Annotated in this window: 12 protein-coding genes; 5 read left to right on the top strand and 7 right to left on the bottom strand. The window is 63.5% G+C overall.

Features of this window, described 5'->3' with window-relative positions; genetic code table 11:
* Positions 1 to 30: 30 nt before the first annotated feature.
* Positions 31 to 1,017 (top strand): transglutaminase-like cysteine peptidase, encoded by a 987-nt coding sequence (locus tag EJ071_RS35455; protein ID WP_126102001.1) that lies wholly within the window; start codon positions 31 to 33, stop codon positions 1,015 to 1,017.
* A 156-nt stretch (positions 1,018 to 1,173) separates the two neighbouring features.
* Here EJ071_RS35455 and EJ071_RS35450 read toward each other — a convergent pair whose 3' ends face one another.
* The 4 genes from EJ071_RS35450 to EJ071_RS35435 are packed head-to-tail and all read right to left on the bottom strand — an operon-like array spanning position 1,174 to position 6,732.
* Positions 1,174 to 1,815 carry a ribbon-helix-helix domain-containing protein gene (locus EJ071_RS35450; RefSeq protein WP_126102000.1) on the bottom strand — a complete coding sequence of 214 codons (642 nt, stop codon included), beginning with the start codon at positions 1,813 to 1,815 and terminating at the stop codon, positions 1,174 to 1,176.
* Complete coding sequence (locus EJ071_RS35445; RefSeq protein ID WP_126101999.1) at positions 1,805 to 3,094, bottom strand: HlyD family type I secretion periplasmic adaptor subunit; 1,290 nt, start codon at positions 3,092 to 3,094, stop codon at positions 1,805 to 1,807. The genes EJ071_RS35450 and EJ071_RS35445 overlap by 11 nt, the downstream gene beginning before the upstream one ends.
* A 17-nt stretch (positions 3,095 to 3,111) precedes the next feature.
* Entirely contained in the window at positions 3,112 to 5,244 is a 2,133-nt protein-coding gene (locus tag EJ071_RS35440; protein ID WP_126101998.1) for a type I secretion system permease/ATPase, read from the bottom strand.
* Between the two features lie 30 nt (positions 5,245 to 5,274).
* Positions 5,275 to 6,732, bottom strand: coding sequence for a TolC family outer membrane protein (locus EJ071_RS35435; protein WP_126101997.1), 1,458 nt, complete (start codon positions 6,730 to 6,732; stop codon positions 5,275 to 5,277).
* A 536-nt stretch (positions 6,733 to 7,268) separates the two neighbouring features.
* On the opposite strand from EJ071_RS35435, the gene EJ071_RS35430 reads away from it, so the two are divergent.
* The 3 genes from EJ071_RS35430 (at position 7,269) to EJ071_RS35420 (ending at position 9,304) form a co-directional block, all read left to right on the top strand.
* Positions 7,269 to 8,582, top strand: coding sequence for an NAD(P)H-dependent oxidoreductase (locus tag EJ071_RS35430; protein ID WP_126101996.1), 1,314 nt, complete (start codon positions 7,269 to 7,271; stop codon positions 8,580 to 8,582).
* An 87-nt stretch (positions 8,583 to 8,669) separates the two neighbouring features.
* A complete protein-coding gene (locus EJ071_RS35425; RefSeq protein WP_126101995.1) occupies positions 8,670 to 8,912 on the top strand; it encodes a type II toxin-antitoxin system VapB family antitoxin in 243 nt (80 codons plus the stop codon).
* Positions 8,912 to 9,304: a type II toxin-antitoxin system VapC family toxin gene (locus EJ071_RS35420; RefSeq protein ID WP_126101994.1), complete on the top strand. Its 393-nt coding sequence runs from the start codon at positions 8,912 to 8,914 to the stop codon at positions 9,302 to 9,304. The genes EJ071_RS35425 and EJ071_RS35420 overlap by 1 nt, the downstream gene beginning before the upstream one ends.
* A gap of 11 nt (positions 9,305 to 9,315) precedes the next feature.
* Here the strand turns inward: EJ071_RS35420 and proC are convergent, their stop codons facing one another.
* Positions 9,316 to 10,131, bottom strand: coding sequence for a pyrroline-5-carboxylate reductase (gene proC / locus EJ071_RS35415; protein WP_126101993.1), 816 nt, complete (start codon positions 10,129 to 10,131; stop codon positions 9,316 to 9,318).
* A 274-nt stretch (positions 10,132 to 10,405) separates the two neighbouring features.
* Here proC and EJ071_RS35410 point away from each other — a divergent pair, with 274 nt between their 5' ends.
* Positions 10,406 to 10,876: a nucleoside deaminase gene (locus EJ071_RS35410; RefSeq protein ID WP_126101992.1), complete on the top strand. Its 471-nt coding sequence runs from the start codon at positions 10,406 to 10,408 to the stop codon at positions 10,874 to 10,876.
* A gap of 84 nt (positions 10,877 to 10,960) precedes the next feature.
* Here EJ071_RS35410 and EJ071_RS35405 read toward each other — a convergent pair whose 3' ends face one another.
* A complete protein-coding gene (locus EJ071_RS35405; protein ID WP_126101991.1) occupies positions 10,961 to 12,280 on the bottom strand; it encodes an O-antigen ligase in 1,320 nt (439 codons plus the stop codon).
* Complete coding sequence (locus EJ071_RS35400) at positions 12,249 to 13,262, bottom strand: glycosyltransferase (RefSeq protein WP_126101990.1); 1,014 nt, start codon at positions 13,260 to 13,262, stop codon at positions 12,249 to 12,251. Before EJ071_RS35400 ends, EJ071_RS35405 begins: the two co-directional genes overlap by 32 nt.
* Between the last annotated feature and the right edge of the window lie 43 nt (positions 13,263 to 13,305).

The raw sequence follows: 13,305 nt of genomic DNA, 5'->3' as shown, positions 1-13,305 counted from the left end.
CGGTAGCGTCCACAGTCAAAGGTGGGCGTTATGAAAATACAAAAAGCTGCTCTGGCGGCATCGGGGATCAAGGTTCTGCTGCTGGCCATCGGCCTCGCCGGTCTGCCGAACGCGTCGTCCGCCAGCGCGATTTCCGTCGGAAATCCCGCCTCTCGAACGGTGCCCGCGCCTGCCAATCTCGGCGGCGTTTCGCTGGCAAGGTTGCAGCCTTGGCAGCCCGTAGCCGCTTACCGGATGACCGGTGTCGACAGCGCCTACGGACCCCTCGAAGCTTACCCTGCGGTGGACTCTTCGAGCGGAGAGGGCGCCCTTGGCATCGATCCGATCCAGGTTGACCCGATCCAGACTGGGGCGATCATCCCTGGCGTATTCGGGTCGGTGGCCTTGTCCATGCGCAACTTCCCGGTCGCCGCGCGCTGGGCTCCCGTCTACAAGGCCATCCTCGACTGCACGTCGGGCAGCGCCTGCGATCGTGAGAACGCGGCTTTTAGCGGGATCATCGACATTGCCGGCAGCAAGGGTTTTCGCGACAAGCTGGCCTTCGTCAACAGCTCCATCAACCGCCTGATCGCCTATCGCAAGGACAGCGCCGTCTACGGCAAGCTCGATTACTGGGCAAAGCCTTCGGAGATCCTCGAGCATCGCGCCGGCGACTGCGAGGATTTCGCCATACTGAAGATGGCGGCGTTGTTGCGCGCCGGAATCCCGGCGCAGAGCATGTCGCTCGTCGTGCTGCAGGACCGCCGCCGGAAATTTTTCCATGCCGTGCTGTCGGTGAGCACCGGAAGTGGCGCCTTCATCCTCGACAGCCTCAGCAACAATGTGGCGATGGACAGCGATCTTCCCGACTATGTCCCGCTCTATTCCTTCAGCACCGATCGCGCCTGGATCCACGGGTCGAAGTCCGGCGCGCGGATTGCCGACATCGCTGGCGGTTTCGCCACGGTCGCTCCGGGCGAGGGCGCCTCGCCCGACATAGCGGCGACGCCAGCGACATCTGGTTTCGGTCCGAAATAGGCTGCTTGTACGTCCATGCCGTGACTTCCGAGCGCCGCTGCGGTGCAGGCAATTCGGAATGCCGGCGCGAAGGAACACGACCGATCTCACCCTTGCGCCGCGACAGTCTTCAAGGCATGCGATCTGCCGGCGCAAGCACGATCCGGCTATTCAAAGCTACCCGTTGAAGACGAACGCCATAAGAAGTTCCGGCTCGGTCACCGGCGCGCGCACGGCACTGAGCTGGCCCCGGTAACGGCGCTCGCCGGTGCCGATGACGAAGCCGGTGGTGACGGGCGTGTCGCCATTGGCATCAAGCCGGGCGAAAACGTCGGTGACGTTGAGGTCCAGCGCCAGCTTGAGGTCCTGCCGCCCGTCCTCGCCCGGTGCGTTCGGCAATTGGCGCCTGACCAATTGCTGGAAGGACGTGTTGAAGGTCAGGATCTTCTTCGACGACGACAGCGCGAAGGCGGGCGAGGGGCAGGCGACCAGGATCGCGTTGATCGTGCGGATCGAGGCGAGCTTGCGCAGCTCCATGCTTTCCTCGGCCAGCCCCCGCATGCACGCCACCCGGATCGCCGAGGTGAGATTGCCCTGGTCGGGATGGCTTTCGGCGATCTCCTCGACCAGCATGCCGATCGTGCATTTGCGGCTTTCGGCCATCTGCTTCAGCGATGCCCAGAAGGCGCGCTCCAGCCGGATGCCGCGGCGCACGCCGCCACGCGCCACGACGCGGAACTCCGGGCCGAAATCCTCGGCCGCGAGCGACGGCAGCAGCCGGTCGCGCGAAGTCTCGGGGCGTGCGGCGCTATCGCTCACTCATCGCCTCCTGACGCGCCTTGTTGATCGGCTTCAAAAGGTAATTGAGGATCGTCTTGCGCCCGGTCTTGATATCGACCGAGCAGATCATGCCGGGGATGATCGAATAGCTCTTGCCGTTCCTTTGCAGTGTGGATTTCTCGGTGGCGACGCGCACCTGGTAATAAGGCTCGCCCGTCTTCTGGTCGACGAGACTGTCGGCGGTGATGTTCGAGACCTTGCCCTCGATGCCGCCGAAGATCGAAAAATCATAGGCCGTGACCTTGATCAGCGCATCCTGCTCCGGCTGGATGAAGGCGACGTCGCGCGGCGAGACGCGCGCCTCGACCAGCAGCGTCTCAGAGGTCGGCACGATGCCGGCAACGACAGCGCCCGGCTGGACGAAAGCGCCGAGCGTGTTGACGTCGAGCGTGTTGACGATGCCGTCGACAGGCGAGCGGATATCGGTCCGCGCCACCTTGTCGGTGGCGCCGCGAATGGTCTCGTCGACCACCGAGAGATCGGCCAGCGCCTGCGTCAGGTCGCTCAGCGCCTCCTGCTGCAATTGCAGGCCGAGCTCGTCGACCTGAAGCTGCGCCTCGGTGATCGCCGCCTTGGTCTTCTTGATGGTCTCGCCGGCAAGATTGAGCTGTCCGTGAAGGTCGGTCTGTTCGCGCTCGACCCGGATCTGCTCGGTCTTGGCCATCAGGCCCTTCTTGACCATCGATTCGACCAGCGCCGTTTCCTGGTCGCTGACGGCCAGGCTCTTGGACAGGCGATCGGAATTGGCGGTTGCCTCGTCGAGTTCCTTCTCGCGCTGATCGAGACGCGATTTGAGCACCGAGAGCTTCACTTCGAAGTTCTCGCGGCGCGCCACGAGCAGCTTCTGCTCGTTGTCGCAGATTTCCGGCGCAGCCTTCTGGATGTCCGCCGGGCACGGAAACGACCCTTCGACATTGCCGCTCTGTTCGAATTTGAGCCTGGCGATGCGCGCCTGCAGGGCGCGGGCCTTGGCCTGCTCCTCGCCGAGGCTCGAGGTATTGCCCGTGTTGTCGAGACGGATGATCAGGTCGTTCTTCTTGACGGTCTGGCCGATCTTGACCGCGATTTCCTGGACGACGCCGGCTTCACTCGCCTGGATGATCTGCGTCTTGGAGGCGGGAATGACCTTGCCGTCGCCGCGCGCGATCTCGTCGACCTCGGCAAAGGATGCCCAGGCGGTGAAGGCCACGAACAGTGCCCCTATGATGTAGACGGACGCCGATGCGAAAAACGGCGGCCGATCTTCCCTTGCAAACATTCCCCAACGTACCCCGGTCAGGCATTCGCCTTTTGCAATGCCTGGATGACTTGTTCCTTCGCTCCGTCTGCGACCACGCGACCCTGCTCGATGACGATGAGGCGCTCGACCAGTTCCAGCATGCTGTAGCGATGGGTCGACACGATCAGCGTCGTGTTGCGGTCGAATGCGACCTTGAGCTGCTTGATCAGCTGCCGTTCCGAGGCGAGGTCCATCGAGCCCGACGGCTCGTCCAGGAAGACGATTTTCGGCTTGGTCAAAAGTAGCCGCGCGATCGCCACCGCCTGCCTCTGGCCGCCCGAGAGGTTGGTGCCCCGCTCGCCGACATTCATGTCGTAGCCGCGCGGATGGCGCGAGACGAAGTCGTCGACGCCCGCGGCCTTCGCGGCATCGATGATCTCCTCGTCGGTCGCTTCCGGCGCGGCCATCAGAAGGTTTTCCTTGATGGTGCCCGAAAACAGGTCGCCCGCCTGCGCGACGATGCCGACCGCGGCGCGGACTTCCGACGGGTGGTATTGGCGCATGTCGATGCCGTCGATGAGCAGCTCTCCGGAAGTCGGCAGGAAGAGCCGGCCGATCAGGCGGCCCATTGTCGTCTTGCCGGAGCCGATGCGGCCGATGATGCCGATCCGCTCGCCTGGCCGTATTGCGATGTTGAGCCCGCTCAGAACCTCGTTTTCGGTGCCTGGATAGGCGAAGCCGACATTCTTGAAATGCATCGCGCCGCTGCGGATCGGCCGGTTGACGAAGCCGACCGTGTCTGGCCGGTCTTCCGGCTGCGACATGATGGTATTGATGATCCTGAGCGACAGCATGGCCTGCCGGAAGCGGGAGAGCGTGATGGCGATCTGGCCGAGCGGCGCGACTGCCCGGCCCGCCAGCATGACCGTGCCGATGATGGCGCCTGTCGAGACCTGGCCCTCGGAGAAGGCGTAGGCGCCGGCGACCACCAGGGCGACGGTCACCAATTGCTGGATGGCGCCGGTGATGTTGCCGGCGGCGGCCGAAAGCTCCTTGATCTTTTCCGACGTGTTGGCCGCGTTCTTCGAGTGCTCGCCCCATTTGCGCAGCAGATAGGCCTCGGCGCGCAGCGACTTGATCGTCTCCAGCGTGGAAATGGATTCGACCAGCAACGCCTGGCGCTGCGCCGCCTCGTTCATCGAAGCGGCGACCCGCTTGCCGATGCGCCGCTGTGTCACCAGCCCGACGATGACGGCGATGACGAAGGCCACAGCCGGTATGACCACCAGCCAGCCGCCAATGGCGTAGATGACCAGCAGGAAGACGAACACGAAAACCGTGTCGATGAAGACGCTGATGGTGTTCGAGGTGAAGAACTCGCGCACGAACTCGTACTGTGTGACGCGGTTCGCGTATTCGCCGGTCGATCCGGGTCTGGCTGACAAGGACGAGTTGAGCACCTTCTCGAACAGCAGATAGGAAATCCTGAGATCCGCTTTGCGCCCGGCATAGTCGATGAGCGAGGCGCGGGCCGTCTTCAGCAACAGATCGAACAGGATCGCCGCGCCGATCCCGAGCGCCAGCACCCAGAGCGTCGAGATCGCCTTGTTGGGCAGGATGCGGTCGTAGACGTTCATGGTGAAGATCGGCGAGGCGATCGCCAGGAGGTTGATGAAGACCGCCGACAGCACGACCTTCGAATAGGTGCGCCAGAACGCCCCCATCGTTCCGGTCAGCCAATGGCGCCTTTCGATCCTCGGCGCCGTGCCGACCGTCATCTCCTCGGCGGTGTTGGCATAGGTGATCGAGAACGAGGCGCCGCCGCTGATATAGCTCTCGGCCAGCTCCGATTTGCCGATCGCGGTGCGGCCGTCTTCCTGCGGAGCCGTAAGATATTGCCCGGTCTCGGTCTCGGCAAGCAGCGCAACCGGCAACTGGCTGGCGCGGAAGACGATGGCCGGCAGGTCGACGCGGCCGCGCACGAAATCGCGATGGCTGAACGCCTGGACCTCGAGACCGATGCGTTCGGCAAGGTGCCTGATGTCGTCCGGCTCGATGCGCGTCTCCGAAATCGGCACCCCGGCAAACAGCACGGTCTCCGCGCTCGGCCGGCCGAGATAGGCTGCAATCGCCGAGAAGCAGGCTTTGAAAGCCTCCTTGGGCGAGACGATGTTAGGCTGTTGGTTCACGATCCGCCCCGAAGGACCTGAGATCGATGCTTACATCGGCTGCTTCTTCCTGACCGGCGCGAGGATATCGAACGGCAGATCGTTCTTCTGCTCCGACGGCGTTCGCGCATAGGTTTCGGTGTCGGCCGTTGCCGGCACACCGAATTCCGTTCGCGCGTAGGCCGCCGATTGCCTGGCCGGCTGGATGTTCAACGTCTTCAGCAACTCCCCGGTCGCGGCCAGTAGCCGGTATTCGGCGAACAGCGACGCATAGGAAGAGGTGTCGGCCAGCGTTGCGGTGTTGAAACGCGTGTTCTGCGCGTCGAGCACGTCGAGCAGCGAGCGTTGTCCGACCTTGAACTGCTCGCGGTAGGACGCGACCAGCTTTTCGTTGGTGGCAGCCTGCAGCCGCAGCGTCTGCGCAAGTTCCGCCTGGCGGAAGCGGCGATCCCACGAGGTGCGCACGGCTTCCTCGATCTCGCGCAGCACCTGATGCAGCGCAAGACGCTGCTCGCTGGTGCGGCGGATCTGCTCCTGCTCGTTGGCCTTGTCGATGCCGCCGCGATAGAGGTTCCAACGCAGCACGACGCGCGCCTGCAGGTCGCTGGTGTCGCCGTCGTCGCCGTCGATGTCATAGCCGCCCCGGGCGACGCCCTCGGCAGTGATCGTTGGGCCGAATTTCGCCCGCGCGGCATCGACCAGCGAAGCCGCCGCGTCGATGTCGCTATTTGCCATATGGACGCGGGGATTGTTCTGCCTGGCAAGCCCGATCGCGTCGTCGAGCGACCGCGGCAGCGCGCCGGCCACATCGGCCGGCCGCGACGGATTGGTCAGCGGCTTGCCGACATTCTTGAAGAAGCGGATCTTGGCCGCCTCCAGTTCTTCCGTGGCCTCCTGCATCCGCGCCTTGGCGGCATAAAGGCGCTCCTCGGCCTGCTGCCGATCGGCATCGTTGAGCGCGCCGCCCGCGATGCCCTGCTTGATATCGCCGAGTATAGACTGATGGAAGGCGAGGTTCTTCTTTGCTTCAGCGACGATCGACGCCTGCAGCATATATTCGAGATAGTCCTGGACGACGGAAAGTCCGATGAATTCGGACCGTTCCAGCACCCTGAAGGAAGCCCCGTCCACGCGCGAGGCCTGCCGATTCAATTCGGCCCGCCTTGCCCCGCTGTCATAAAGCGTCTGCGTGACGGTGAGATCGGCCTCGTCCGGCGAGAGGGCGTCATCCTTCTCGCCGAGCGCGCGACGGGAAGAATTGTCCAGGCGGCGAACGCCGGTCGACGCTTCCAGATCGACGCTGGGAAGATAGAGGCCTTTTGCCTGGCGCAGCTCGAATTCGATGGCTTCGCGGTTTTCGATCGCCTGCCCAATCTCAGGATTGGACTCTACGGCGACTGCTATGGCTTCCTTGAGCGTGAGCGCGCTGGCGCTTCCACAAGTCAGCATCGACACCGTCATGGCAAGCGCAACGCGCCAGCCGACGGTCACTTTACCCGTCCTGGTCATTTTTACCCCGTGACTATCCCCGCGCCTTTTTGTTTTTGTCGACGCTTATTTGCCCAAGCCTGCCACCGGAGCTTGCGATGAGTATCTATCAGATTTTTCGAGGATGTGAGCGCTTAATGATTTAGAGGCGCACAAAAGCGAAGATTCGGACCATTAGTCCCGACGGTTGTAGCAAAAATGGCACAGAAACGGTGCCGGTCTGGATTGCAATGGGCTGAAACCGACGGCGATCACGATTGTCCTCAACAAATAACGGGCCCGCTTAAGGAATCGCCAGGCGCTCGTAATCAGCGCCGCCTCCCTCGGCAAAATCGGGTCCCGGGCGCGAGCTTTGCCATCGCGTCCTTCCTGAAAGTCTGCTTGCCGGTGCATCCGGCCGGTCGCGGTGCGAAAGCCCGAGCGCCGCGGACTGTTGCGGCAAATCTGCTCCGGTTCTCTAAGGCATGGACCGGAAAATGCCATCTGTGGCTGGTTTTGTTGGCAAACGGGGGTCGTTCCCTGTATTGCGGGCCGAAGCAAAGAATGGACGTTCTTGTATGACAAATGTCGCCCTGACCGGGCTTGCCCGCGATCTCGCCCGGCGCGCCGCCGAGGGCCGTCCCGTGCGCATCGGCGTCATCGGCTCCGGCGAGATGGGCACCGACCTGGTGACCCAGGGCATGCTGATGCCGGGCATTTCGGTCGCGGCCATCTCCACGCGCCGCCCGCACACGGCCCGCGACGCAATCCGCATCGCTTATGGCGACGACGCAATGGCTGCGGAAGCCGAGACCGCCTCCAAGGTCAGCCAAGCGATCGAAAACGGCAGGATCGCGATCACCTCGAACGAGATGCTGGTCACCAGTCCGCTGATCGACGTCGTCATCGATGCCACTGGAAAACCCGGCGTCGCCGCCGATTTCGACCTGATGGCCATGGAGCATGGCAAGCATCTGGTGATGATGAATGTCGAGGCCGACGTCACCATCGGCTGCTATCTGAAGCAGCAGGCCGACCGACTGGGCGTGGTCTATTCGGTCGGCGCCGGCGACGAACCGTCGAGCTGCATGGAGCTGATCGAGTTCGCCTCGGCGCTCGGCTACACCATCGTCTCGGCCGGCAAGGGCAAGAACAACCCGCTCAACCACGATGCCGTCCCCGACGACTATCGCGAAGAAGCGCTGCGCCGGAACATGAACCCGCGCATTCTGGTCGAATTCGTCGACGGTTCCAAGACCATGGTCGAGATGTGCGCCATCGCCAACGCCACCGGCCTGGTGCCCGATGTCCCGGGCATGCATGGCCCCAAGGCCGATCGCGACCAGCTCGCCAAGGTGCTCGTCCCGCGCGAGGACGGCGGCATCCTGTCGAGGAAGGGCGTCGTCGACTACACCGTGGGCAAGGGCGTGGCGCCGGGCGTCTTCGTCATCGTCGAGGCGACGCATCCGCGCGTCGTGGAACGCATGGACGACCTCCATGTCGGCCACGGCCCCTACTATAGCTTCTTCAGGCCTTACCACCTGACCTCGCTCGAGGTGCCGCTGACCGCGGCCCGCATTATGCTCTACGGCAGGCCGGACATGGTGCCGCTGCCGAAGCCGGTGGCCGAGGTCTGCGCCGTCGCCAAGCGCGATCTTGCCGCCGGCGAGACGTTCGACGCCATCGGCGAGACCTGCTACCGCTCCTGGACCATGACGGCCGCCGAGGCGCGCGCCAGCCGCGCAGTGCCCGTCGGGCTGCTCGAAGGCGGCAGGGTGCTGAAGCCGGTCAGGAAGGGCGAGCTGCTGACGGCCGAGAACGCCGCGCCCGATAAGACGACCAGGCTTTACGCTTTGCGTCAACTGCAAGATGAGATGCTCTACGGCACCTGACCTAATGCGCGATTCCACAACGAGCGCACTCGCTTTGTCATGACAAGTCCACTATACTGTAGTGACAAGGAAGCGGAGGTTGTTCGGATGAATCTCCAGATCAGGGACCCGCGAGCAAGGGAGCTTGCCCGGCAGCTCGCCGAAAAGCGCAAAATCTCAATGACCGAGGCGGTCATCGAAGCACTAGAGTCGGAGTTGCAACGCGAGCACGAACAAATCCCGCTGGCTGAGCGCCTGGCGGCTATCGCACAAGAACTCAAATCCAAGGCAGGTGCCGGTGGTAGGGCCTTGAGCAAGGACGAGATCGACGAGATGTGGGGCCATTCCTGATGTTTGTCGACACCTCTGTGGTGGTCGCCATCTTGGCGGACGAGGAAGACGCCACCGACTGGAGCGGCAAGATAGGACAGGCGGCGAGGAGGATAACGTCACCACTAGTCGTGCTCGAAGCAGCTATGCGACTTTCTTCACTGCTTGCAGTGGAGCCACGCATTGTGGAAACGGCGATAGAGGCCTTTCTTCGCCAAGCCGAAATCGAAGTTGTTCCGATCGAAAGCGGCGATGCGAAACTCGCGATCCAGGCCTTTTCAGACTATGGCAAGGGTCGTGGTCATCCGGCCCAACTCAACCTTGCCGATTGCCTCTCATACGCCTCAGCGAAGAGTCGCGGGATGCCACTGCTTTATAAGGGTAATGATTTCTCACACACAGATCTTGCGTGACTGGACGGACTTTACTTCCCCAACTCTATCGACCTGAGCCGCGCCGCTTCCACCGCGTCGGTCAAAAGCTTCGTCAGCCGGTCTTCGCCCATCAGCACGGCAAGTGCCGCGGCGGTGGTGCCGTTGGGGCTGGTCACTTGCCGGCGCAGCACACCGGGCTCTTCGTCGCTTTCGGCGGCGAGCGAGGCGGCGCCGTAGACGGTCTGCATGGCGAGCAGCTTGGCCGTCTCGGCCGGCAGGCCGGCCTTCTCGGCGGCAACCGTCAGAGCCTCGATGAAATGGAAGATATAGGCTGGGCCGGAACCGGAAACCGCTGTCACCGCATCCATCAGGCTCTCGTCGTCGATGGTCGTCACGACGCCGCTTGCCGAGAGCAACTCGGCGACGAAGCGCCTGACGTCGTCTAAGACCAGCGGGTTGGAAAACACCACCATCATGCCCTTGCCGATCGCCGCCGGGGTGTTCGGCATGCAGCGGACAATCGGCGCGAGATCGCCGAGGATCTCCGCGAAAGTGGCGACCGGCGTTCCGGCGGCGATGCTGACGAAGGTGGTCCTGCCATCGCCGAAACGCTTGTAGCTTTCCGTCACATCGCGGATCACCTGCGGCTTCACAGCGATGACGACGAGGTCAGGGACCGCATCGGCCGGAATGGCGGAGGCGTCGGCGGCGCTGCTGCAACCGAGATGTTCGGCGCGCTTGCGCAATTCGGCATTGGGCTCGACCACGAACACCGCCGAGGGCTCGAGCTTGCCGGATTTCAGCCAGCCCGAGAGCATGGCGTAACCCATATTGCCGCAACCGGCGAGAACGAGCCTGATGGTCATGAAAACCTCCGCAAGGACGGCTCTCCTTAGCCGCTTGCGCGGCGGCGGAAAAGTCCAGTCTTAAGGAGATCGATCGGCCAGGGTAAGCAATTCCAGGCATGGGGGAATGGCATTCGGAGCGCTTCCGCAGCTTATCCCGGCAGACCGAACCTCTAGCCACGTTGCGCAGCCATGAATTCAATGCCCATGACTGGACAGTTCCCAAGCGCTCCAAGAATATGGATACCAGGCCTATGCGCGCGCAGTTACGAATGGGCATCCCAAGGAGGCGGCCATGAGGAGCGATACCGAATATCTGCGTTTGGCCGTGGAGATCGCCACCGAAAGCCGGGCCAATGGCAATCATCCCTTCGGGGCGCTGCTGGTCGGGCCGGAGGGCGACGTGCTCCTTTCATCGGGCAACACCTACGCGCGGGATCGGGGTGTTGGCCACGCAGAGGCAAACGTGGCCCGCGCCGCCGCGCGGCAATACGACCCGACCTTTCTCGAGCGATGCACGCTGGTGACCTCCGTCGAGCCATGCTGCATGTGCGCCGGGGCCTGTTACTGGGCTGGCATCGGCACCGTGGTCTACGGACTGAGCGAAAGGCGGTTGGCCGAGCTGACCGGAGACAATCCGCAGAATCTGACCCTCGATCTGAGCTGTCACCAGGTGTTCGCCGCCGGACGGCGCCATGTAGCGATCCGTGGCCCATTTCCTGAACTCGAGGAAGAGATCGTAAGCGACCACAAGGATTTCTGGTGACGGAACCCATCACAAAGGAACAGGTGTCGACGAAGAGTCCGTAACCTCTGCGGCGCCACTAGCTCCAGTCAACAGCCTGCTAATTTAGTAGGAGCGATGCCCGGGGATCGGCCGCAGCGAAACCTGCCTCAGGCCGAGCACGCTGAGCACGAAGAACAGCCAGACGGGATCGGCGCGGCGGAAGAAGAAGCTTTCGAGAAAACCGTTCAGCGCCGCGAACAGCACCACCATCATGAAGAAGTCGCCGAGATAGATGTTCTCGTTGCGCAGCGGGATGCGCATGTAGTCCCTGAGCGGCGCGATCAGGAAGGTGTAGACCGCCACGCAGAGCGCCGGGATGCCCATCAGCACGGCGATGTCGAGATAACCATCATGGCCGTGCACGATGGTGCGGATGTCCCAAGGCCGGTCGAAGGGCTGGTCCTGGTTGAGCAGCAGCGGCGTTCCCCAGAAGCTTTCATAGCCGTAGCCGGTCCAGGGCCTCTTCGCCAGCATCTCGCCGGCGAACTCCCATAGCGTCGTGCGGCCGGTATAGGTAAGATCCGGAAAATAGACCGCCGCCAGGTGCTTCACCGGCGGGATGAAGACGATGCCGAGCGTGCCGACCGCGGTCGCGACGATCGCCGACAGAAACAGGATCGGCGTGCCGAGCCGCATGCCGATGAGGCTGGGCAGCACCACGATCAGGATCGAGAACGGCACCAGTCCGACGGTCGTCTTCGAGCCGGTGTGCAGCATGAAGATCATCGCCGCGGAGAAGATGCCGATGCCCCACCAGCGTTGCCCGCGCCGCCAGAGATAGAGCCCGGCGAAGCTGAAGCAGGCCATTACCGGTCCCGCGATGTTCTTGTGGGTGAAGACACCGCGCCACAGGCCCGCATGCTCGGGTTCTTGCGAGTCGGCGGTGTGAAGCGCCTCGTGCGGAAAGACGATGAGCCCGACATAAGAGAGCCCCATAACCACGACGGCGGTGAAGATGATGACCCTGGCGAAGGAGTCTGCATCGCGCGGCAGCACCAGGATCGTCGCCATGGTGATGATGCCGATCATGGTGAAGGAGGCGGCGCGCATCGCCGACGGCGGATCGGTGGCAAGGATCACCGACAGGAAGAAGAAGCCCAGCATCAGCGCCCAGGACGGGCTGACGATCGAGCGCACCACGCGCGGATCGGCGAAAGCGAGCAGCGAGAAGATCGAGATGGCGCCGAGCGAGCCGAAGCCGAGCTGGTTGACGATGTCGCCGCCATCGCCGGTGAGTTCGGCGCCGGCCGGCTGGAAGGGACGGAAGGAGATGATGATGACGGTAAAGAGCAGCGCAGCGATTACCGTCGCAACACCCTCGCGCGTGAAAGCGGCGCTGAGCGGCGCGCGCTCAGTTCTTCTCAGGCTGTCGGTACTGCTCATTGGTATATCCGAATTCGGCAAGCACCCGGCCGAGCGCGACATAGACGGGATAGAGGCTTGTTGCCAGCGACCCCGTGCGCGCCAGCCTTGTGGCGCCGCGCAGCGGCGAGGCGGCAAGCAAAGCCAGGCTCTTCAGCAAAACCTTGGTCCCGGAGAACGGCGTGCCGGCACGCTTCTTCTTTTCCACCAGGGTGGAGATGACACCGTTGCGCAGGCTGCGGGCGCGGATCCAGCCGGCTTCCACGCGCCGGGCCGGGACCGTTTCCCTGACCCTTGCCTCGGCGCACCAGCCGAGCGCGAAACCCCTCTGCGCCGAGCGGCTCAGGAAATCGGAATCGCCGCCGCCCATGAAGTTGAACCTGAGATCGAGGAAGGGCGGTCCCATAGCGACAAGCACATTGCGTCCGACCAGCAGATTGCCGGACGAATAGAGCGCCGGCACGCGGCCCGTTTCGCGGTATGGCGGCGCGAAGACCGGATGATCGGCCCATCTCGCATGGGAGGGATCGGCGAAGACGGGCACTTGCGGCCCGCCGACGATATCGGCCCCAAGCGTCTCGGCGGCCTTGCACATGCGCTCCAGCCAGTCGGGCTCGGCGATCTCGTCGTCGTCGATCACCAGCAGATGCTTGAAGTTGGGGAAGTGCAGCATCGCCGTCTGCCAGCCGGCATTGTAGGCGCTGCAATTGCCGCGCTCATGCGCGATGATCACCAGGCCCGGCATCTCGCCGCGCTCGAACAGCGGCAATGCCGCCTTGGTGCCCTCGCGCGCCTCGGCCTCGTTCTCCATGACGATGACGGCGAAGCGACGCGCGGTTTTCTGGGCCTTGAGCGAGGCCAGCGTTTCCAGGAGCAGTTGCGGCCGCTTGAATGTCGGCAGCGTGACGACAGCCTCGACGGTCTCGGCGGCAAGCCCCGGAGACCGCCCCGCGATCGACACCCCCGCGATCGATACAAAAGCGTCCGATGGCAAAGGGATCATCCGTTTCCAGCCGTGTGGGTCCGGCCCTCGATAGCAGCCCGAT

Source organism: Mesorhizobium sp. M1B.F.Ca.ET.045.04.1.1, assembly GCF_003952465.1.
GTDB lineage: Bacteria > Pseudomonadota > Alphaproteobacteria > Rhizobiales > Rhizobiaceae > Mesorhizobium > Mesorhizobium shonense.
The sequence above is the reverse complement of the archived record's forward strand: the minus strand, read 5'-3'. Positions and strand labels throughout refer to the sequence as shown.